20 protein-coding genes, 4 tRNA genes and 3 pseudogenes are annotated in these 20280 nt (G+C 64.4%); 14 read left to right on the forward strand and 13 right to left on the reverse strand.

The genetic code is table 11. The features are described from left to right. Positions 1-72: 72 nt before the first annotated feature. From AC5Y5B_RS19010 to AC5Y5B_RS19020, 3 genes are all read right to left on the reverse strand, one after another. The gene (locus tag AC5Y5B_RS19010; RefSeq protein ID WP_112631150.1) at positions 73-495 is read right to left on the reverse strand and encodes a DUF6188 family protein; all 423 of its coding nucleotides are present in this window, start codon (positions 493-495) and stop codon (positions 73-75) included. 74 nt (positions 496-569) lie between these two features. Further along, a complete protein-coding gene (locus AC5Y5B_RS19015) occupies positions 570-1178 on the reverse strand; it encodes a TetR/AcrR family transcriptional regulator (protein WP_240631645.1) in 609 nt (202 codons plus the stop codon). 372 nt (positions 1179-1550) lie between these two features. Next, positions 1551-2132 carry a TetR/AcrR family transcriptional regulator gene (locus tag AC5Y5B_RS19020; protein ID WP_112631152.1) on the reverse strand — a complete coding sequence of 194 codons (582 nt, stop codon included), beginning with the start codon at positions 2130-2132 and terminating at the stop codon, positions 1551-1553. Between the two features lie 64 nt (positions 2133-2196). On the opposite strand from AC5Y5B_RS19020, the gene AC5Y5B_RS19025 reads away from it, so the two are divergent. Both AC5Y5B_RS19025 and AC5Y5B_RS19030 read left to right on the forward strand, forming a co-directional pair. After that, a complete protein-coding gene (locus AC5Y5B_RS19025) occupies positions 2197-3390 on the forward strand; it encodes a cytochrome P450 (RefSeq protein WP_112631154.1) in 1194 nt (397 codons plus the stop codon). A gap of 257 nt (positions 3391-3647) precedes the next feature. After that, positions 3648-3907 (forward strand): annotated as a pseudogene (locus AC5Y5B_RS19030) (IS3-like element ISMyma8 family transposase); the annotation flags it as partial. A 256-nt stretch (positions 3908-4163) separates the two neighbouring features. Here AC5Y5B_RS19030 and AC5Y5B_RS19035 read toward each other — a convergent pair. After that, a pseudogene (locus AC5Y5B_RS19035) lies at positions 4164-4416 on the reverse strand (IS3 family transposase); the annotation flags it as partial. Here AC5Y5B_RS19035 and AC5Y5B_RS19040 point away from each other — a divergent pair. Beyond that, positions 4414-4615: pseudogene (locus tag AC5Y5B_RS19040) on the forward strand (MMPL family transporter); the annotation flags it as partial. The pseudogenes AC5Y5B_RS19035 and AC5Y5B_RS19040 overlap by 3 nt on opposite strands. Before the next feature lie 31 nt (positions 4616-4646). Here the strand turns inward: AC5Y5B_RS19040 and AC5Y5B_RS19045 are convergent. The 4 genes from AC5Y5B_RS19045 to AC5Y5B_RS19060 all read right to left on the reverse strand — a co-directional run bounded on the left by AC5Y5B_RS19045 (position 4647) and on the right by AC5Y5B_RS19060 (position 8552). Further along, positions 4647-5180, reverse strand: coding sequence for a PaaI family thioesterase (locus AC5Y5B_RS19045; RefSeq protein ID WP_112631249.1), 534 nt, complete (start codon positions 5178-5180; stop codon positions 4647-4649). A 179-nt stretch (positions 5181-5359) separates the two neighbouring features. Beyond that, positions 5360-5905, reverse strand: a complete 546-nt coding sequence (locus AC5Y5B_RS19050; RefSeq protein ID WP_112631158.1) for a carboxymuconolactone decarboxylase family protein — start codon at positions 5903-5905, stop codon at positions 5360-5362. 59 nt (positions 5906-5964) lie between these two features. Further along, positions 5965-7062 (reverse strand): zinc-dependent alcohol dehydrogenase, encoded by a 1098-nt coding sequence (locus AC5Y5B_RS19055; protein WP_500006137.1) that lies wholly within the window; start codon positions 7060-7062, stop codon positions 5965-5967. Continuing rightward, a complete protein-coding gene (locus AC5Y5B_RS19060; RefSeq protein WP_500006138.1) occupies positions 7059-8552 on the reverse strand; it encodes an acetyl-CoA acetyltransferase in 1494 nt (497 codons plus the stop codon). The genes AC5Y5B_RS19055 and AC5Y5B_RS19060 overlap by 4 nt, the downstream gene beginning before the upstream one ends. Positions 8553-8681: 129 nt before the next feature. Between AC5Y5B_RS19060 and AC5Y5B_RS19065 the strand changes: the two genes are divergently transcribed. The 3 genes from AC5Y5B_RS19065 to AC5Y5B_RS19075 are packed head-to-tail and all read left to right on the forward strand — an operon-like array spanning position 8682 to position 10761. After that, complete coding sequence (locus AC5Y5B_RS19065) at positions 8682-9323, forward strand: TetR/AcrR family transcriptional regulator (RefSeq protein ID WP_205869005.1); 642 nt, start codon at positions 8682-8684, stop codon at positions 9321-9323. Between the two features lie 48 nt (positions 9324-9371). Next, complete coding sequence (locus tag AC5Y5B_RS19070) at positions 9372-9812, forward strand: PaaI family thioesterase (RefSeq protein WP_500006139.1); 441 nt, start codon at positions 9372-9374, stop codon at positions 9810-9812. A gap of 52 nt (positions 9813-9864) precedes the next feature. Further along, entirely contained in the window at positions 9865-10761 is an 897-nt protein-coding gene (locus AC5Y5B_RS19075) for an alpha/beta fold hydrolase (protein WP_500006140.1), read from the forward strand. 341 nt (positions 10762-11102) lie between these two features. Here the strand turns inward: AC5Y5B_RS19075 and AC5Y5B_RS19080 are convergent. The 3 genes from AC5Y5B_RS19080 to AC5Y5B_RS19090 form a co-directional block, all read right to left on the reverse strand. Next, positions 11103-11179, reverse strand: a tRNA-Phe gene (locus AC5Y5B_RS19080). Between the two features lie 27 nt (positions 11180-11206). Next, a tRNA-Asp gene (locus AC5Y5B_RS19085) sits at positions 11207-11283 on the reverse strand. 29 nt (positions 11284-11312) lie between these two features. Beyond that, positions 11313-11385, reverse strand: a tRNA-Glu gene (locus AC5Y5B_RS19090). Between the two features lie 124 nt (positions 11386-11509). Here AC5Y5B_RS19090 and AC5Y5B_RS19095 point away from each other — a divergent pair. Next, positions 11510-11585, forward strand: a tRNA-Lys gene (locus AC5Y5B_RS19095). A gap of 40 nt (positions 11586-11625) precedes the next feature. Here the strand turns inward: AC5Y5B_RS19095 and AC5Y5B_RS19100 are convergent. Next, the gene (locus tag AC5Y5B_RS19100; RefSeq protein ID WP_112631168.1) at positions 11626-12525 is read right to left on the reverse strand and encodes a class I SAM-dependent methyltransferase; all 900 of its coding nucleotides are present in this window, start codon (positions 12523-12525) and stop codon (positions 11626-11628) included. Between the two features lie 120 nt (positions 12526-12645). On the opposite strand from AC5Y5B_RS19100, the gene AC5Y5B_RS19105 reads away from it, so the two are divergent. The 3 genes from AC5Y5B_RS19105 to AC5Y5B_RS19115 are packed head-to-tail and all read left to right on the forward strand — an operon-like array spanning position 12646 to position 13843. Continuing rightward, on the forward strand, positions 12646-13143 hold the full coding sequence (locus AC5Y5B_RS19105; protein ID WP_112631170.1) for a nucleoside deaminase: 498 nt from the start codon (positions 12646-12648) through the stop codon (positions 13141-13143). 44 nt (positions 13144-13187) lie between these two features. Next, the gene (locus AC5Y5B_RS19110) at positions 13188-13595 is read left to right on the forward strand and encodes an ArsR/SmtB family transcription factor (RefSeq protein ID WP_112631172.1); all 408 of its coding nucleotides are present in this window, start codon (positions 13188-13190) and stop codon (positions 13593-13595) included. A gap of 44 nt (positions 13596-13639) precedes the next feature. Then, positions 13640-13843 (forward strand): zinc transporter Slc39a7, encoded by a 204-nt coding sequence (locus AC5Y5B_RS19115; RefSeq protein ID WP_112631174.1) that lies wholly within the window; start codon positions 13640-13642, stop codon positions 13841-13843. Between the two features lie 24 nt (positions 13844-13867). On the opposite strand, the gene AC5Y5B_RS19120 is transcribed toward AC5Y5B_RS19115, so the two are convergent. Then, on the reverse strand, positions 13868-14941 hold the full coding sequence (locus AC5Y5B_RS19120; RefSeq protein WP_112631176.1) for an oxygenase MpaB family protein: 1074 nt from the start codon (positions 14939-14941) through the stop codon (positions 13868-13870). Positions 14942-15010: 69 nt separating this feature from the next. On the opposite strand from AC5Y5B_RS19120, the gene AC5Y5B_RS19125 reads away from it, so the two are divergent. The 4 genes from AC5Y5B_RS19125 to AC5Y5B_RS19140 all read left to right on the forward strand — a co-directional run bounded on the left by AC5Y5B_RS19125 (position 15011) and on the right by AC5Y5B_RS19140 (position 20245). Beyond that, on the forward strand, positions 15011-15625 hold the full coding sequence (locus AC5Y5B_RS19125; RefSeq protein WP_112631178.1) for a TetR/AcrR family transcriptional regulator: 615 nt from the start codon (positions 15011-15013) through the stop codon (positions 15623-15625). Positions 15626-15796: 171 nt separating this feature from the next. Continuing rightward, positions 15797-16819, forward strand: a complete 1023-nt coding sequence (locus tag AC5Y5B_RS19130) for an acyl-ACP desaturase (RefSeq protein ID WP_112631180.1) — start codon at positions 15797-15799, stop codon at positions 16817-16819. A gap of 7 nt (positions 16820-16826) precedes the next feature. Then, positions 16827-17960 (forward strand): tRNA dihydrouridine synthase DusB, encoded by a 1134-nt coding sequence (dusB, locus tag AC5Y5B_RS19135; protein WP_112631182.1) that lies wholly within the window; start codon positions 16827-16829, stop codon positions 17958-17960. Positions 17961-18172: 212 nt separating this feature from the next. Further along, a complete protein-coding gene (locus tag AC5Y5B_RS19140; protein WP_112631184.1) occupies positions 18173-20245 on the forward strand; it encodes an LCP family protein in 2073 nt (690 codons plus the stop codon). The last annotated feature ends 35 nt before the right edge of the window (positions 20246-20280 follow it).

Below are 20280 nucleotides of genomic sequence, written 5' to 3' on the forward strand. Positions count from 1 at the left end.
CAGGTAGGTCAGGTCAAGATGTCACCTGTTCATGCAGCAGACCCCTACGCCCTCCGTCCTGGGCATAGAGATTCAGCTAGTAACTGAGTCGTCGTCCTCCGTCGGAAGATCGTGCCGAACCGCTCGAACTCGGCCCCGGGGCAGACACGCCATGTAGCCGTGGCGTTTGCCATACAGTTCCCATGCGGTCGCGGCTGCGTCCGGCGAGACATCGATGCGGTGTCCCCCGGAGAACTCCAGATGCAGCGACCCGTCATCGTCGAACCAGGCCCGCGTGCATACCGCTCCGGCCAGGTCCAACAATGTCCGCTCTTCGGGCGAAAGGTGGACGGGGTCGATCAATACCTCTTCCTCGGGCCAGGCGCCTATGGCAGGAAGCGTTAGTCGCATCGGTCGGGAGATTACGAGCTCGCTGTAATCGTCGAGATCGAGTACCAGGCCTTCGTGCAGTGAGACTCGCTGAACAGTGCACTGCTCGATCCACTGTGTGGGCATAGCCGCCCCCTTCGACTCGTCAGCGAAGCCACACTTATAGTACCTATAGTATCGCAGCGATACGGTCGGTATTGCTATAAATCGGCGGCACCCGCCCGCACATCAAGAAGAAGTCGCATAGCTCGGTCGATGCACTCGCGTGACTGCTCCGCTGTCGCCCGGCCGCCGACGAAGGCCATCAAGTTGGCCAGCCAGATATCAATGATGAGCCCGGCAACCTGCCGCTCATGAGGCCTTGGCGTGCCACCACTAAGCGCCCGCGCCAGCATGCATTCGATGAGATCGGCGGCATGCTGCGCCGCCAGCGCTTCATCGGTGCCAGCAATAACGAATGCGCGAACCACCGCCTCGGTGAGCTTCACATTTTGCTGCCATTCGTCGTGAAGCCGGCGAGTCAAGGATTCCAATCGCCGGATCGGGGACGCCGCACACGTGCTCCAGTCGCGTTCTTGATCCAGCCGCACGAACTCACGGGCGAGTAACGTCACCAACAGGTGGGTCTTCGACGTGAAATGGTCATAGACCGACCCGACCCTAACGCCGGCTTGCTTGGCGACCGATTTGAAATGGACCGCCTTGAAGCCGCCCAACGTTGCGACCGCACGGGTGGCATCGAGGACTGCTGCGCTGCCCGCGGTGTGCGCCCCTGGAAGAGACATCGCGGCCTCTACCTCAGCGAACAAGACGAACACCTCTACTCGGGGATGAGCCTAGCAAGCTGATGCTTGCGGGTCGCCCTTTCTCAGTGGGATGTCGACAACCGGGACAGCACCAAGAATGGCAGGTGCGAGCGCATTGTCTGGTGAGGGATTTAGCGAGCGCCGAATTTGCGCCGGGCCGAACCGGTGTGGAACCTGAGCCCGATTGGCGGACGCCCGTGGCCGCGGCTGCTCGCGGATATTCTTGAGGCGACGGCCATTTCAGTGCAATCGGCGTCGCCTGCCTTGGCCCCCGACATCGCGACACCAGCAAGAGAGTCCCCTAGTACTGTCGGTTTCGCTACGCTACTGTTCGTACCATAATGCAGAAAGCAGCCTGAACGTCTGCGGGGGCAGTTAGCGTGGCCGTAGGCCGGTAAACAAGACGTCGTGGATTGTTCGCGCGATCAGATCTTCGTTGAGCGCATCGTCTGTGATGAGGTAGGTCAGCGCGCTGGTGGTGACCGCACCGAATAGGGCGATGGCGGCAGCTCTCGGCTTGTCGAGTGCCACGAGTGAGCCGTCGGCGGCGCCCGCGCGAAGCAAGGTTTCGACGGGTTCGAAGTAGGCAGTGCTGATCATGTCCCCGATGACGGGCATGCGGGCGGCGCGGCCCAGTTCTCCGATGAGGGCGCGACAGACAGCGGGCCGCTGGGCCATCACGCGCAGTTGGGCGCTGATGACGGCGTGCAGGCGTTGGGCTGCGTCGCCGTCTGCCTCGACGATCGCGGTGACTTCGTGCGCGACTTGTTGTAGGGCGTCTTCGAGCAGGAAGGCGAGTATTTCTTCTTTGCCGGCGAAGTAGTAGTAGAGCGTGGCCTTGGCGATGCCCGTGGTCGCGGCCACGTCTTCGATCTTGGTGTCATTGAGCCCGCGCTCGGCAAACAGTTCGGCCGCAGCCGGCAACCGGTCGGCAATCTGACCGGGAATCTTACGCATGAACCCTCCCCTCGGTTTAAACTCTCAGTTTAAACCGATGTTTTGCAGAGCGGCGGGAGACGCTATGTCGACGGTTCAGCTTCGATACGACCCCTTCGACGCGGAAATTCAGGACGACCCCTACCCCGTCTACCGGCAGCTCCGCGACGAGGCACCCGTGTACCACGCCCCAGATACCAACACGTGGGTGCTTAGTCGCCACGCAGATGTCATCAGCGCGCTGCTGGACCATCACAGCTACTCGTCGGTCGACGGAGTATTTCCGACTCCACCTGGCTCGGCCATGCGCCGGTCGCTGCTTCCCATGATGATTTTGATGGATCCCCCGCGGCACGACCAGCTGCGGGCTTTGGTGAGCAAGGCATTCACCCCGCGGCGGATTGCAGCTCTGACGACCGGGGTCGAGAACCTCGCCGACCACCTGACGGCCGGTCTGATCCAGGAAGCAGGTTCGGCCGATTTCGTCGCCGAGTTCGCAGCTGTACTACCGGCGATGGTGATCGCTGATTTGCTCGGTGTGCCGCGCGAGGACCGCACACAATTTCGACAGTGGTCGAACGCGCTGGTGCAGTCTGATCCCACCCACGGCGAGACCGGTGAGGCATTGGCAGCCGCGGCCGCGATCTATGGCTACTTCACCAATTTCCTCGCCGACCGCCGCAGCCAACCCCGCGACGACTTAATGTCAGCGTTGGTGTGTGCCGAGATCGACGGAAAGCAACTTAGTGACGACGAGCTGCTTGGCTTTTGCCTGCTGCTGCTGATCGCGGGACATGAGACGACGTCGAATCTGCTGGCCAACTCCGCGGTGGTACTGGCCGAGTATCGCGACATCCGACGTCGGCTGGCCGGTGATGAGACCTTGCTCGGGGCAGCTGTTGAGGAGCTGCTCAGGTATGACTCACCGGCGCAAGGACTTTCGCGAACGTTGACCCGCGACGTCACAGTGCATGGCGTCAGGATGTCCGCCGGTGAATCAGTGCTGTTGTTATTCGGCTCGGCCAATCGCGACGAACGCGTGTTCGCTGATCCCGACGTGTTTGACATTGGGCGCAAACCCGAACACCAAGTGGCATTCGGCCGGGGTATTCACTTCTGCCTCGGCGCGTCGTTAGCGCGGATGGAGGCCCGGATTGCCTTGCGCGCCCTGCTGGCCCGCGTGCCCAATTGGGAGGTCGACCTAGAGCGCGCGCAGCGCCTGCGGTCGGGACCCATCCGAGGTTATCTGTCGTTGCCGATCTCCTGGTCGCCAAATTAGCCGCGCCGCGTACTAGTCGGAACGGCCGCTGCGGCAAGGACGTTTACGGGCGGCGGGTCGTTGTGCGAGTCCATCGGCCTGGCGGCGGTGCGCGGAGGAAGTCGTCGACGATGCGCTCACAATCACGACGACTCGATGGCCCGCAGCCCGGTCAGTCTAGCGACGCCGCCGGCCCCACTGACGTGAGCCCGCTGAGGTGGTCCAGTGGCTGTGGGACTTTGTCGCCCGGTCTGCGGGCAAGGAAGATCAACCACGACATGGTATCGAATAAGCGCCGGCGACACACGCCGGATCAGATCATCCGCAAGTTGGCCGAAGGCAACAAGCTCCTCTGCCGAGAACGCCGGCTCAAGAAGCTGGTCGCCGACCAGGCCATCGACATCGACATGCTCAAGGAGATCTCGGCGGGAAACTCCTGACCCCGAACCGCAAGCGTAGTGCCGTTTCGGTCCTGCGTGAGCGGTTCGGGGTGTCTGAGCGTCGTGTCTGCACGGTTGTGGGGCTACATCGTTCCACGACGCAACGTGAACGACGAGTTCACTCGGAGGCGCTGGCGATCCAGGTGGATCGCTCCATCGATGCCGACAGCGTCGTCGATGTTGGATTGCTTGGCCCTCACGCACTATGTACGCTTCGACAACGGTCCTGAGTTCGTAACACGCGCCGTGCGTGATTGGTGTCGATTCAACAATCCTGTTGCGGCGGAGATTCCGCCGTAGGGTGACACCAATAAGCCCAGGGCACATCAGAGCCTCCGGGATTTCCAGGGCGATTCACCCGTCGGCGGCGCTGTGCCGGCGTTGGTGATTGTCGAAGGTGTAGCACCAGTCGATAACCACAGCCTGCGCTGGGAGAGTGACATGGAAACTATTGCGGGACAGCACTTCCCATTCAGCGAGGAGAAGAACGCCTCCTTAGCGGCATTGTCGAAACACGATCCCACCCGGCCCATCGACTGCCGAATCCCCAACTGTCGGCACAGCGTGGTGAACGCGTGTGCGGTATAGGTGCTCCGCGGTCGGTGTGACTTCGGTCGGGCTCATCTTTGCCGCCAGCATTCGGACTCATGGTCGGTTCTTTCGCCATCATGATCCAAGCCGGATTCATCATCGGCTGCGGCCTACTACCGGATACCTTCGTCGTTCGCACCCTCACCGCCCCCGCGATCGCCACGCTGCTGGGCGAAGCGAGCTGGTGGCCGCAACACAAACGTCAGGAAGCGTGAGACGCCTCGATTTCAGTTGGCATTGCGCGCATCAGGGACCCTCATCCGAGTCATGCTCGCGGTGGCCGCCGACTGACCGAATAAGCCTGTCAAAGAGCTCGCCGAAGCTGGCGATGTCTCCGTGAGCGGCGAAGTGTTCGGGCTCAACGGCGATGAAGATCGCTGTAGCAGTGAATCTAGTGATGCCATCTTTGCCGACTCCCTCGCCCTGCACGTGCAACGCACGTCTATGCCGAGCGCTGATGCGTGCGGTAATGCGGTGGGTTTGATGAAGCGGAACCGGCGCCAGATACTCGACGGCGAGATTGCGCGTGACCGCGGGCGTGCCTGCGATCCATAAGGTGAAGCCCAGTAGGTCGTCGCATGCAGCCGCGATCGCCCCGCCGTGTGCCAGGCCGGGCGCACCGATATGGCGCTCATCGAACGTCACATCGGCATACACCTCATCGCGCAGCCGGTATACCGCCAGCCTCAGGCCACTGGGATTCTCGGGTCCACAGCCCATGCAGATGGGCGTGTGTGCCGGCAATCGATGTGGAGCGGTCGGATCAGGAGGATCGATCATCAGAGCCTCGCTTCCCACACGGGTGTAGCGGCAATTACTCTCCAAAACAAGCCATTTTTCATACCGCTCAGCGAGGTATAGCGAACGCCGATTGGCACAGGGCAGCGCCGAATCACCGCGAGTGACACTTCGCTGCGATACCGCTGGCGGCATACCGCCGTAACTCGGGTCTCGTCGCCTCACGAAGGTCGAACACCGTCAGGCGGCCATTCATCGACGCCGTCTTCGAGCGGCACATCCAACGATCGCAGTAGGGCGGAGAACAGGCGCCAGTTCCCGATCGCCGCGACGAGTTCGACGAGTACGGCCGCATCCGCGTCGACCGCACGCTCACAAGCCGCCCATGTCTCATCAGATATTGTTCCCTCCAGTAGTGTCTCGTCGGTTGCCGCGAGCACAGCACGTTCGGCATCGCCAAAGTGGGTCACGCTCGGCCAGTCTCGCACGGCGAGCAGGTCGCGCTCGGGCACATCGAGTAGGCGGGCAACTCTCCAGTGTTGCGTCCATTCGTAGACCGAACCGGTGACCCAGGCGATTCGCATGATGATCAGCTCCCGCAGACGCGCATCCAGCACACCCCTCCACAGCAATGCCTCTAGCAACCCGTTTAACGCAGCCGCCACGCCGGGCTGATGCAGGGCGATTCTAAAGACCGACAATTCCGCCATCGCTTCGGGAATTCCGCACTGAGCGGCACGCTTCCGCGCATCGGTCAGGCCGAGCATCGCAATGCGCTTTCCACTACCCACGGTCGGTCCTTTCGGTCATACGCCACTTGACGCTGTCACGCATTCGGTACGAAAACGCTGTGCAGCGCCGGGATCGTGCCCGACTCGGCGCCGGCCAAGACATCGAGCAGTCGCGGTAAGCCCCCGAACCCGGTGACGTTCCGGGACAGTTCATCGAAGGGCCAACGCCCGGAGACGAGTAACTCGATCGCGCTGCGGTAGGCGGGGTAATCGACGCCCAGCGAGCCGAAGACGCGTAATTCTTTGAAGACAAGGAGGTCTGGCTCGAAGCCTGGTGCTCCGCCACCGCCGCGGGTGCCGGCGACCACCACGCGCCCGCCTGGCCGAGCAAGTGCGACGGCGTCAGCAAACGCACCTGGCGCTTTGGCGGTGACGTCGACGACGACGTCTGCGAGCTGACCGGTCACTCGTTGCAGGGCCTTGACCGGGTCTTCACGGGTCACGTCAATGGTCAGGTCCACGCCGAACTTGCACGCTGCGGCTAACCGCGGCCGATCGCGAGGCCCGAGTCCGGTCATAGCGACGAATGCCGCTCCCGACTCCTTCGCTGCTACGGCCGAACAGATGCCTCGAATGCCCGGCCCTAGGACTGCGACGACGTCGCCCGACCCTGTCTCCGGCAGCGTGGCAGCCCATTTGATTCCCGCACCCAGCGGGTTGAACAACGTAGCGACAATCGGGTCGAGTCCGTCTGGAATCGACAACAGCATGGAATCGAACGGCAGGTGCAGGTGCGTTGCATACCCTCCCCACAGGCCGGGATCGATGTTTACATCGACAAAGCCGAACATCGTGGCCAGACCGTTGCGCGAGCACCTGCGATACTCATCTTGGCGGCACGCGTCGCACTCCCGGCAAGATCGGAAAACCTCGACCGCAACCCGATCACCTGCCGACACGCCCCAACGCGCGCTTGCGGCGTCACCGACTGCGTCAATGACACCGACGATCTCGTGCCCGGGGATGAAAGGGAAGCCCGCCGACAGGTGACCGCTGTACTGCTCGTGATCGGTTCCGCAGAGCCCGCACGCCTCGATCCGAAGGACTCCGGAGTCGCCGTCGACGGGCGGCACTGGCAAAGTGCGCCGCTCAAGAGCGCGCGGCTTGCTCAGCACGAGCGCGTCGGCCTTCATGGCAGTTCGAATTCGACGTGCTGGTCGCCTGGCCGTAACCTGATATGCCGTCCGACAAACATCTGTTTCGACATTTCCTTCGCCACCTTCGCATCGTCGTTGCGAGCCGCGACGCGCCGGCCGTCGGGTAGACGCGCGAGAACGGGCACCCACGAAGGGCCTTCGTCGCGGTCGTGTACCACCGTGTAGCCATCGATCGTTGCCCTACCGGATGCATCGGCGGCAGAAGCGACCGGAAGCGCAGTCGCATCAATCGCGGCCTGCGCTTCGGCCATGTCCGGTGTCTGCCACCCCGTCGGCGGCGGCGTCGCCGACCATAATCCCAACGAGTGCTTCGTGATATACCAACCTAATCCGGAGACCAGTCCTAGGGCGGCCGGTTCGCTTCGGCAGCGCCGAACCATCTCCGCAATCGAGTGGCTGACATAGTTGTTACCCGGTCCTCCGTGATAGGGCAATCCACCGGTCACCGTGAACCCGCGTGAATCCGCTGGATCGAGATCGAGTGCATCGATGGCAACTTCGACCGCCGAAGGGAAGCAGGAGTAAAAATCGAACCATCCGATGTCATCGGCGGAAAGGTTGCAGGCAGCTAGGAGCGCCCGTCCGGCAGCGCGAATTCCCGCGGACCGACTGAGATCGGGCCGCTGAACCGGAAAGTACACGTCGTTGCAAGTGGCCGCGCACCAGGGGAAAACCCATCGGTCACGAGGAACACCGATTTCGTCGGCGAGTTCGGCAGCCATCATGACGAAGGCGGCCGCCATATCGACGGTGATAATGCTGTTGAGCAGCTTGGGATATGGCTCGCACACCATTCGGTTAGTTGGCGACACCGAGCTGAGCTCACTGGCAGTGCGCGCGCGCGGAAACCATGCCTGGTCGGGATGCCTCGATGCTTCGAGGGTGAAGGGGGCCATCAGGCTTCCCAGCCAGCGGCGCTGCTCGTCGAACGTCCGACCACATCGAGCCGCGATGGCGGATTCGAAGATCGGGTACACCTCGTGCGGCCAACGCAATCCAGCGCACGTCTCGGCCGCGCTCAGACCGGGGCGAGTATCGCCAAGTGACTCATCCTGCGCATCAACGGATTTCGGACCGGGCAGCACACGGCCAGAATTGAGCCTGCGGGCTGACGCGCCGCTTTCTGCTCCAACGACCAGCACCGCGTCTCCCATACCGCGCGAGATGTGGCCGCCGAGCACCTCAACGAGGTACTGAGGCGTATTACCGCCAACCGGACAACTGATGCGGCGGGTTGGCGCCAGCCCAGCCGCTTCGGCAATCCTTGACGCAGGGTTGTCACGCGGAATCATCAAGATCCCCGGTGTCGCCACCGTATCGATCCGATGCCCGATAGCGGCGCCCGAGTCCTGCAACGCTCGACGCGCAGCTTCGGACGCCAAATCGATGGGATCCACGACGCTATCGTCGCGGTGTGTGATCTCACCAACCCCGACGACAACCGGAGTGCGCGGTGCAATCGCCAACGGTCAGGTCGCGTTCATCGTCGACGTCTTCTGTGCGACATATTTGCGATATTGTCACACAGATCGCCGTCCGACAACTGGTCGGTTCGTCAGTCTCCGATCGGTCCGAGGCTGCATACTTGCATCGTGATGAAGAAATCGTTGCGCTGGGGCACGGCAACGCCCGCGAGCCGTGACGTCGCCCGAGACCTCCTGCTCGACGCCGCCGAAGCGTGCCTAGAGGGCAAGGGCCCGGCGGGCACCACGATGGAGGACATCGCTAGGCAGGCGGGGGTGTCCCGCGCCACGGTGTACCGCTACTTTCCGAGTCGTGAATCCGTCATTTCCGGTGTTATCCTGCGGTCAGCCGAACGCTACCTCCGCCGCATTAGTGGGCGGATCGCGGCGCATACCGACTTAGACTCGGCGATACTGGATTTCGTCGAGGTTACACTCCGCGCGGCCCACCATGAACCGATAATCGGATTGCTATTCGGCAGTGACGACGAACTCGCCGGCGTAGGGCTGGCCAAAGGCACGTCGGTGGCTTTGTTCGAACTCGTCGCCGAGTTCCTTCGCCCTGTCTTCGCCGCGCACTGGGATCAACTTGAGCGTGGGGTGTCGGTCGACGACGCCGCCGAATGGATACTGCGGGCCATCCTCAGCCTCCTCACGGTCGAAGGCCCAAGACACCGCAGCCCGGAGGGCCTCGATACTTTTTTACGACGATTCCTGCTTCCTCCTCTGCTCACCAGCACGCGGTCTTGCGTTGATGCAACAAGTACGGAGTAATGTCTCATTAGTGTCAGCAGTATCGGTGAACGATGAGGGGCTCCAGACATGAAGTTCGAGCAGTTCAGCCAAGAGATTGCCGACGAGTTGCAGAATGCTGCGGCAACCGCGGGTGGGCTGTCCAGCTACTTGGAATTTCGCCACATCGAATTCGCCGCAGGACGTCTGGTTGTGGAGATGGATGCTCGGGACGACCTGATGACCCCGTTCGGCAATCTCCACGGCGGATGCTTGTCGGCGATGGTAGACCACTGTCTGGGCGTGGTGTTCTATCCGGTTATCCCAGCGGGATCATGGGTTGCCACAACGGAATTCAAGCTAAACCTGCTGCAGCCCGTGTCGAGCGGAGTGTGCGTTGCGGTCACCGAGATCATCGCGCTGGGCAAGCGTAGCGGTGTCGCCAGAATCGATGTCACCAACGCGGGGCGCGCGGTATGCGCTGCTCAGGGAACCGTGACGGTGGTTAGTCCTAGGGGGAATTCCGGATGATGGCAAGACTGAGCACGAGTGCCTTCCGAATTGGCTACCACGGCCTAATCAAATGACCGTTACCTGCGAGCGAATCCGCACCGAAGACGGCGTCACCCTCACAGCGGATTTCTACCGACACAACACCGCCCGCGCCGTCGTACTTCTCCTGCATGGTGGTGGTCAAAACCGCCACGCTTGGACCACCACGGCGCGCCGGTTGCATGCGCGCGGTTACACCGTCGTCGCCTACGACGCCCGAGGCCACGGCGATAGCGGGTGGGACCCGACTGGGCGATACGAACTCGCAGGACTCACGTCCGATTTGCTGGCTGTGCGCGAACACGCGAGTGACGACCGTCCGCCGGTGGTCGTTGGTGCGTCGTTGGGCGGCATGACCATTTTGGGAGCCCACCTGCTGGCACCAGCCGATTTGTGGTCAGCAGTCGTTCTTGTCGACATCACCCCGCGAATGGAGCTTCACGGTGCGCGACGTGTTGTGTCTTTTATGGCCGCCCATCCCGACGGATTCGGCACGCTCGACGACGCGGCCGACGTCATCGCCCAATACAATCCGCACCGCGCCCGTCCCGAAAGCCTGGACGGACTGCGAAAAGTGTTGCGACAACGCGACGATGGCAGGTGGATTTGGCGGTGGGATCCAGCATTCATCACCTCCAATTTTCAGTTCCTGCAAGGTGACCCCGAAACTGGTGCCGAACAGTTCGACGCCATCACCGAGCTGCTTGTTGAGGGTGCCCGTCGCGTGCAGGCTCCTACCCTTCTTGTGCGCGGCCTGCTCTCGGACGTGACGTCACAGCACGCGGTCGATGAATTCCTCGACGTTGTCCCCCACGCCGAAACAATGGATGTCTCCGGCACCGGCCACATGGTCGCCGGGGACGACAACGACGCCTTCACCGCCGCCGTCGCCGGTTTTCTCGACCGCACGATGAGGACTTCGGCGTGAGGACTGATTAGCGGTCGACTCGCCGAAAAGCGGCTTCCTCAATCAAACACGTGCCGTCGCCAGGCCCGTGGGCTCGCGCCCTGCAGACGGCAAATAACACACTTGGCGCCCTTGACGATTCACGACCTACACCGCAGGTAGCCCAGCTTTGCCCGGCCCGGTCCCCTTGGGCCAATCTTCGCTACGTCCAGAAGACCATGGGGCACTCGAACCGACCGTCACGGTGAACATCTACAGGGATCGTTACTTCGATGAACTCGTCCAACCAGGCGAACGGACAGGAACCGGACAAACCAAAACATCCATAGAGGGCTGTCGCCCGGGTCCGTGCTGTTCAACGCTGGTGGCCAGGGGCGGGATCGAACCGCCGACCTTCCGCTTTTCAGGCGGACGCTCGTACCGACTGAGCTACCTGGCCGGAAGGCAGCGAGTGCCTCGCCGCGCTTGGCGACCCTGACGGGACTCGAACCCGCGACCTCCGCCGTGACAGGGCGGCGCGCTAACCAACTGCGCCACAGGGCCTTGCTGCTGCTCCGCGTCACCGCGTCGCGTACCCCCAACGGGATTCGAACCCGTGCTACCGCCGTGAAAGGGCGGCGTCCTAGGCCACTAGACGATGGGGGCCAGAACCGAATCACTCCGGGGTACTCGCAACGTGGTTTCGTTGGGAGCCACGTCAGCTTAGGTCACGGCGTGCCCAATCCTCAAACGAGCCTCGTTTTCGGTCCAAGTATCCTGAATCTCCGCGGCCCCTATAGCTCAGTTGGTAGAGCTACGGACTTTTAATCCGCAGGTCCTAGGTTCGAGTCCTAGTGGGGGCACCAAAACGCGCACGACCCGGCCCGTGCGCGCAGGAATGACGGCTCATCGCCCGAGCACCGCGCTGCTGTAGGTGACATCGGCGAAGGCCGCGGCGACGTCGTCGTCGGCGTAGGCAAACGCGTTGGCGGCATGCAACTCGGCGATGGTCTGCGATGTAGTCTGCCAGCCGCGCCGGCCGAGGTGGTCGACGATGTGGCTGCGCTGCCCGTGATACACGAGATCGTTGAAGTCGATCTCGAACCCGAGTTCGCTCATCCGGTCGTGATGGGCACGCCACCGCGGGTCGGTGAAAACGGCGGTGTCAGGCACGAATTCGAACGCGAGGCGGCTGTCCGGGGCACTCAGGTCGGTGATGTTGTCGAACAGCGCGTCCTGGGCGTCGTCGGGCAGGTACACCACCAGGCCCTCGGCGCTCCACGCCGAGGGCGCCTGCGGATCGAATCCGGCCGCCCGCAGCGCCGCGGCCCAATCGTCGCGCAGATCGATGCCGACGGTGCGGCGCTCGGCCGTCGGCTCGGCTCCCAGGTCGCCCAGCGTCAGCGTCTTGAACTCGATCACCTCCGGCATGTCGACCTCGTACACGATCGTCCCGGCAGGCCAGGGCAGCCGGTAGGCGCGGGAGTCGAGGCCGGACGCAAGGATGACCACCTGACCGATGCCGCTGCGGGTCGCTTCCAGAAAGAATTGGTCGTAGAACCGGGTTCGGCACGCCATCCCTCGCGCCATCCGCTGCGGATCGAACTCCGTGGTACCGCCCGGCGCGATTTCACCGTTCACCAGCCGCACATAGACGTCGATGCCGACCGCCCGCACCAGCGGCGCGGCATAGGGGTCGTCGATCAGCTTTGCGTCCGAAGACAGCGCCCGCTGCGCGGCCACCATGGTCGCCGTCGCCCCGACACTGGTCGCAAGATCCCAACGATCACGTTCGGCGCGCGCCATGGTGCCCCCTTAAACCGGGCCAGGAAAAAGATAGACAATCTAGTTAGTATCACAGTGCCGCGGTCCGGTGCGCGGGACTACTCTGCGAGTTATCTGCTCCCGTTCCATCCCGGAGGGCCCGTGACCGATTTCGCCCAGCGGACGATCGACCTGGCTCGCCGGAACGTGGCAGACGGGGGCCGCCCCTTCGCGACGGTGATCGTCCAGGACGGCGAGGTGCTCGCCGAGAGCGCCAACAAGGTGGCCCAGACCAACGATCCCACCGCCCATGCGGAAATCCTCGCCATCCGGGAGGCCTGCATGAAGCTCGGCACCGAGCACCTCGTCGATGCCACCATCTACGTGCTCGCCCACCCGTGCCCGATGTGCCTGGGCTCCCTGTACTACTGCTCGCCCAAAGAAGTGGTGTTCCTGACCACGCGCGAAAGCTACGAGCGGTACTACGTGGACGACCGCAAGTATTTCGAATTGTCCACGTTCTACGACGAATTCGCGAAGCGATGGGACCAGCGCCGCCTGCCGATGCGCTACGAGCCCAACGACGAGGCCGGCGCGGTCTACCGGTTCTGGAACGAGCGCAATGGCGGACGCCTGGCGACGGTCGTCCCGTCCTGCTGAACCGGGTCCTTGGCAGCTGGACCGGTCTTCGCTAATATTTGCGTATGCATGCAGATAGTGGCAGAGGGCGGCTGCCGGACGACCAGGCCAGCCTGGTCGTCGAGGTCTTCCGGATGCTGGCCGATGCCACGCGCGTGCAGGTGCTCTGGTCGTTGACCGACCGCGAGATGTCGGTCAACGAACTCGCCGAGCACGTGGGCAAGCCGGCGCCGTCGGTTTCCCAGCACCTCGCGAAGCTGCGGATGGCCCGACTGGTCCGCACCCGCCGGGAGGGCACGACGATTTTCTACAGCCTGGAAAACGACCACGTTCGTCAACTCGTCATCGACGCGGTGTTCAACGCCGAACACGCCGGCCCGGGCGTTCCCGGTCACCATCGCGGCGACGGCGGGCTGACGGCCGTCACCGAAGCGTCCCGCCCGCCGAACCGGCGGCACAGCGCCGCGCGCTGAGCGAGCATCAGCCACAAGGCATTTCACCCAAGGAGAGAACAGCGATGAGCGAACAGCACACCCACGACGCGCCGCACGCGCACGAACACCAGCACGGCGATGTCACCCACGCCCACGCGCACACCACCCACGAGCATGAGCACGTCGAGCACGAACACTCACACGCTCACGCCGACGGGACCGAACACAGCCACGCCCACGTGCACCAGGCGGGCCTGGAAGATGTCCACGGTCATGCCCACGCATAGCGCGACCGGCGCGGCAGCAGCGGCTCAGGAGACCACCGGGCAGTAGTGCTTGGGGTTGCCGCGCTCGTCTTCGGGCGGCAGATTGCGCGCAGGGGTCTGCACCAGCGGCGCATCGAGGGGGATCCGTCCGCTCGCCCGGTCCAAACCGGCGCGGGCCCGCGGGTGCTTGCGGTATCTGCTTGGCACCAAGGCGAACACCCCGCGAACGAGGTCACCGAAGCGCCGATGCAACCATTCGTCGCGGCGTGACCACCGATAGCCCATCAGCTCGCGCACCGGCGGGTCATACAGCCCGACGGTCACCCAGACGAAAAACGGGGCAAGCAGTTTGCGCTGCGCCGCCCATAGCGTGTCCGGAATCCATTGCGCGAAAGGGGGTTTCGGTAGCTCGGTGAGATCGAGCACGGCCCGGGCGGCCCAATTGCTCTCCAGCACGTTGCGGCACATGTGGTCCCAGTAGACCTGGAACTCTTCCCACGACTTGGGTACCGGCCGCATGCTCATGCCGTACATCCGATACCACTCGACGTGTTCGTCGAACAGCTGGCGCTTCTGCTCCTCGGTGATTCCGCCGCAGAATCGTTCGGCGACGTGAATGGTGCCCATGAAGAAGGTGGAGTGCGCCCAGTAGAAGACGTCGGGGTACAAGGCGTGGTAGCGCCGGCCCTGTTCGTCGACCCCCTTGATGTCGGCGTGGTAGTCGCGAACCTCGGCGCCGGTGACGGGCGCGCGTTCCCCGTCGAAGACGACGCCCCCGATGGGATACAACGAGCGCAGCAGGCGCGGCCAGCGCTCGCGGAAGAACGTGGAGTGATCGATGACCGCCGCGCCCAGCTGCGGGTGCATGTTCTGCATCGATCCCGCCCAGGGGCCCTGCAGCATGCCCCGCCAGTCGCCGAAGTACCGCCAGGTCAGCGAGTCGGGTCCCAGCGGTGCCGGTGGCGCGTCGTATCCCGCCGGCGATACCGGACAGCCGCCTGCGACGCCGCCGGACGCGTCGGTCGGCCCGGCCGAAACCGACTGCTCAGCGGTGGCGACGCCATCGCTGCGCGCTACGTCGCTGGTCAGGGGGCACGATGCGGACGTATCTTGAGTCACTATTGAATCCCTGCAGGTATCGTGGAAATTCTGACTACAACCGTTGTCAATTTAGAGCTTAGGAGCGATGTGCAGACGGGTCAACGACGGGGACGCTGGACCGGCGTCCCTTTGGAGAGCCGTCTCGCGCTTCGCCGTGACAACCTCATCGATGCCGGGGTGCAGTTGCTCGGCAGCCCCGGGGGGCCGGCGCTGACCGTGCGCGCCGTGTGCCGCGCGGCCGCGCTGACCGAACGCTACTTCTACGAAAGCTTCGCCGACCGTGACGAATTCGTGCGCGCGGTCTACGACGACGTCTGCACGCGCGCGATGAACACGCTGACGTCGGCGACGACCCCGCGGGAAGCCGTCGAGCGTTTCGTCGAGCTGATGGTCGACGACCCGGTGCGCGGGCGCGTGCTGTTGCTGGCGCCGGCAGTGGAGCCGGTGCTGACCCGCTCCGGGGCGGAGTGGATGCCCAATTTCATCGACCTGTTGCAGCGCAAGCTGTCGCGCATCGGCGACGCCGTGCTGCAGAAGATGATCGCCACCAGCCTGGTGGGCGGGCTGTCGAGCCTGTTCACCGCCTACCTGCACGGGCAACTGGGCGCCAGTCGCAAGCAGTTCATCGATTACTGCATCAACCTGCTACACATCAGCGCCGCGCCGTACGTCCCGGCCGGTGAGCTCGGCAAGTCTGTCTGACGCGTTTTCATTCGCGCGGCATCGGCAAGACGTACAGCTAGACCTACCGATCGAGCCCACTTCGAAACCGGCATCAAAACGTCACCTGGCGCGCCGCACGAGGAACTTGATGCTACCGAAGTACACAGATATATTGACTGCTACCCATCGACACAGATAACTGGAGGCCGTATGTCAGCCGAGCTGACAAACCTACAGCTCCTGCAGGAACTTGAGCCGTTCGTCGAGAAATACCTGAACCGGCACGAGAGCATGCACAAGAACTGGAACCCACACGACTACATCCCGTGGTCGGACGGCAAGAACTACTACGCGCTCGGTGGGCAGGACTGGGAGCCCGGTCAGTCGCAGCTTTCGGACGTCGCTCAGGTGGCGATGGTGCAGAACCTGATGACCGAGGACAACCTGCCGTCCTATCACCGCGAGATCGCGATGAACTTCGGCTTGGACGGTGCCTGGGGCCAGTGGGTCAACCGGTGGACCGCCGAGGAGAACCGGCACGGCATCGCGCTGCGCGACTACCTGGTGGTCACCCGCGCCGTCGACCCGGTCGAGCTCGAGAAGCTGCGCATCGAGGTGGTGAACCGCGGCTTTAGCCCGGGCCAGAACCACCAGATCCGCGCCGATCTGTTCGCCGAGAGCCTGTTCGACTCGGTCATCTATGTCACGTTCCAGGAGCTGGCGACCCGGATTTCGCACCGCAACACCGGCAGGGCCTGCAACGAGACGATCGCCGACCAGCTGCTGGCCAAGATCTCGGCCGACGAGAACCTGCACATGATCTTCTACCGGGATGTCAGCGAGGCCGGATTCGACGCGTCGCCGAACCAGGCGATGCGGTCGCTGCACAAGGTGCTGCGCAACTTCCAGATGCCCGGCTACCAGGTGCCCGAGTTCCGCCGCAAGGCTGTGATGATCGCGGTGGGCGGTGTGTACGACCCGCGCATCCACCTCGACGACGTCGTCATGCCGGTGCTGAAGAAATGGCGCATCTTCGAGCGCGAGGACTTCACCGGCGAGGCGGCCGCGCTGCGCGACGACCTTGCGCTGCTGATCAAGGAACTCGAGACGACCTGCGACAAGTTCGAGGTCTCGAAGCAGCGCCAGCTGGAGCGGGAAGCGCGCACCGGCAAGCGGACCACGGCCTTCGAGCTGCACCAGACCGCCGGCACCCTGACCATGAGCCGGCGGTAACCGAGCGGTGCGCATCGGATCCATCGCGCTCGCCAGCCCGGTGGTCCTGGCTCCGATGGCGGGCGTCACAAACGTCGCTTTCCGGACGCTGTGTCGTGAACTGGAGCAAGCCAAGGTCGGCACCGTCAGCGGGCTCTACGTCTGCGAAATGGTCACGGCGCGTGCGCTGGTCGAGCGTCATCCCGCCACGCTGCACATGACCACGTTCGCCCCGGACGAGTCGCCGCGGTCGCTGCAGCTCTACACCGTCGACCCCGCGACCACCTACGCCGCCGCGAAGATGATCGCCGACGAAGGCCTGGCCGACCACATCGACATGAATTTCGGCTGCCCGGTGCCCAAGGTCACCAAGCGCGGTGGAGGCTCGGCGCTGCCATACAAACGGCGACTGTTCGGCCAGATCGTCGCCGCGGCGGTGCGCGGCACCGAGGGCACCCGGATACCGGTGACCGTCAAGTTCCGCATCGGCATCGACGACGAGCACCACACCCACCTCGACGCCGGCCGCATCGCCGAAGCCGAAGGGGCGGCCGCCGTCGCGCTGCATGCCCGCACGGCGGCGCAGCGCTACTCCGGCACCGCCGACTGGGACCAGATCGCCGCGCTCAAACAGCACGTGACGACCATCCCGGTGCTGGGCAACGGCGATATCTATGACGCCAGCGACGCGCTGACGATGATGGCCACCACCGGCTGCGACGGCGTCGTCATCGGTCGCGGCTGCCTCGGCCGGCCGTGGCTGTTCGCCGAGCTGTCGGCCGCATTCACCGGCGGCGCGCCGCCCACGCCGCCCACGCTGGGCGAGGTCGCCGACATCGTGCGGCGGCACGGGGAGCTGCTGGCCGCGCACTTTGGCGAGGACAAGGGCATGCGCGACATCCGCAAGCACGTCGGCTGGTACTTGCACGGCTTTCCGGCCGGCTCCGAGCTGCGCCGAGCGCTGGCGATGGTCAAGACGCTCGACGAGCTGGACCGTCTGCTCGACCGGCTGGACCCCACGGTGCCGTTCCCCGAGGAGGCGACGGGCCCGCGCGGCCGACAGGGTTCACCGGCGCGGGTGGTGCTGCCCGAAGGCTGGCTGACCGACCCTGACGACTGCACGGTGCCGGCGGGCGCCGACGTCATGCACTCCGGGGGCTGAGCCGGCCAACGCGAAATCGCGTCCGGACGGATAACTCAGTACCATGTGGGCTTTGTTGCATGCGCTCTGGTAGTGGATGACTTCGGTGCCGCTGCGCGAGGGCGACACAACATGGTTGGCACACGCGGCAGCGCTCACGATGGGTGCGCTGCGCTAGACACTACGCACGCATACGCTGACGTCTGCATCAGAGCTTCGGAGGCCGGTAGGACATGAGTGACGCCGAGAACGACGCCACTCGTAATGGTCGGCACGGCCCCGGCGGGGCGCACGCCCGCCCGATCGCGCCGGACCCGGCACCGCTGGGCGCCGCCCCCTGGGAGCGGTTCTTCCAACCACCGGCCGATGACAGCCTGCACCGTTGGCAGCCCGAGGCCGGCATCGAGCGCGTCGAGCCGGCCGCGGACGAAACCGACCGGGGTGGCTCCCACGCCGGCGGCGGCGTCAGCGTCGCGGATCTGATCGCCAAGATCGGCGCCCCCGACCGGCCCGTCCACCACCGCGCCGCGCCCGAGGATGCCGAGCCCGAACCGTCCGGGTCCGAGCCGGGCCTGCCGATCGAGCTGCAGCGCACGCAGGTGATCGACGACCTGGCCTACTCCGTGGACGCGGTCGCCGAACTTCGGGCCCTCGAAGCCGCCGACTATCCCAACGACGACGACCCGGACGACGACGACCCGGACGACGAGGCCCCCGCGCCCACCGTGGCGCCCAAACGGCGGCGCCGTCCGCTGCTGCTGGCCGCCCGGTCGACGGCCGCCTTCGCCGCCGTGCTGGCCCTGGTCATGACCGGCGGGGCGTGGCAGTGGAGCGCGTCGAAAAACGCCCGGCTGAACACGATCAGCGCGCTCGACCGGAACTCCAGCGACATCCGCGACCCGGGTGGACAGTACGGCGACGAGGACTTCTTGATCGTCGGTCTCGACTCGCGCCTGGGCGACAACGCCAACATGGGCGCCGGCACCACCGACGACGCCGACGGCGAACGCTCGGACACGGTCATGCTGGTCAACATTCCGGCCAACCGTAAGCGTGTGGTCGCGGTGTCGTTCCCCCGCGACCTGGCGATCACGCCGATGCAATGCGAGGCGTGGAATCCCGAAACCGGCAAATACGGGCCCCTCTACGACCCGAAGACCAAGACCTACGGCCCGAAGACGATCTACACCGAGACCAAACTGAACTCGGCGTTCGCCTTCGGCGGCCCGAAGTGCCTGGTGAAGGAAATCCAGAAGCTGTCCGGCCTGAGCATCAACCGCTTCATCGCCGTCGACTTCTCCGGCTTCGCGAAGATGGTCGACGCCCTGGGCGGTGTCGAGGTGTGCTCGAGCACGCCGCTGCACGACTACGAGCTGGGCACCGTCCTCGAACACGGTGGCCGCCAGGTCCTCGACGGTTCGACCGCCCTGAACTACGTGCGGGCGCGCCAGGTCACCACCGAGGTCAACGGCGATTACGGCCGGATCAAACGCCAGCAGCTGTTCTTGTCGTCGCTGCTGCGCTCGTTGATCTCCGAGGACACGCTGCTGGACCCGAACAAGCTCAACAACGTCGTCAACATGTTCATCAGTGACACCGTCGTCGACAACGTGCAGTCCAAGGACTTGGTCCAGCTCGGCCAGTCGCTGCAGGGCATGGCGGCCGGGCACGTCACGTTCGTCACCGTGCCGACCGGTGTGACCGACCAGAACGGCGACGAGCCGCCGCGGACGGCCGATATGCGGGCGCTGTTCGACGCCATCATCAACGACGATCCGCTGCCCGAGGAAAACGACCAGAACGCGCAGAATTTGAGTGCGTCCCCGACCAAGGGGCCGTCGAGGGCGCCCACCACGAAGAAGTCGCCGGCGCCGACGGCCGAGGCGCAACACGAGCAGATCACCACGACCTCGCCCAGCGGGGTGACGGTGCGGGTTTCCAACGCCACCACGCAGAGCGGGCTGGCCGCCACCGCGACCACTCAGCTCAAGCAGGACGGCTTCAACGTGATGTCGCCCGACGATTACCCGAGTTCGGTGACCGCGACGACGGTGCTCTTCTCGCCGGGCAACGAGGAGGCCGCCGCCACCGTCGCGTCCTCGTTCAACAACGCGAAAGTGCAGCGGGTTTCCGGCTACGGGCAGGTCGTGCAGGTGGTACTGGGCCCCGACTTCAAGTCGGTCAGCACTCCCTCGCCCAGCGGCTCGTCGATGAGTCTGCAGATCGAACGCGGCTCGAGCAATGCTCCGGCGAAGCTGCCCGAGGACCTGACCGTCACCAACGCGGCCGACACCACCTGCGAGTAACCGCTTTTGACGGCGCTGCGCTGTCCGTTTCGGGC

It is taken from the genome of Mycobacterium sp. NGS33, from assembly GCF_059812885.1.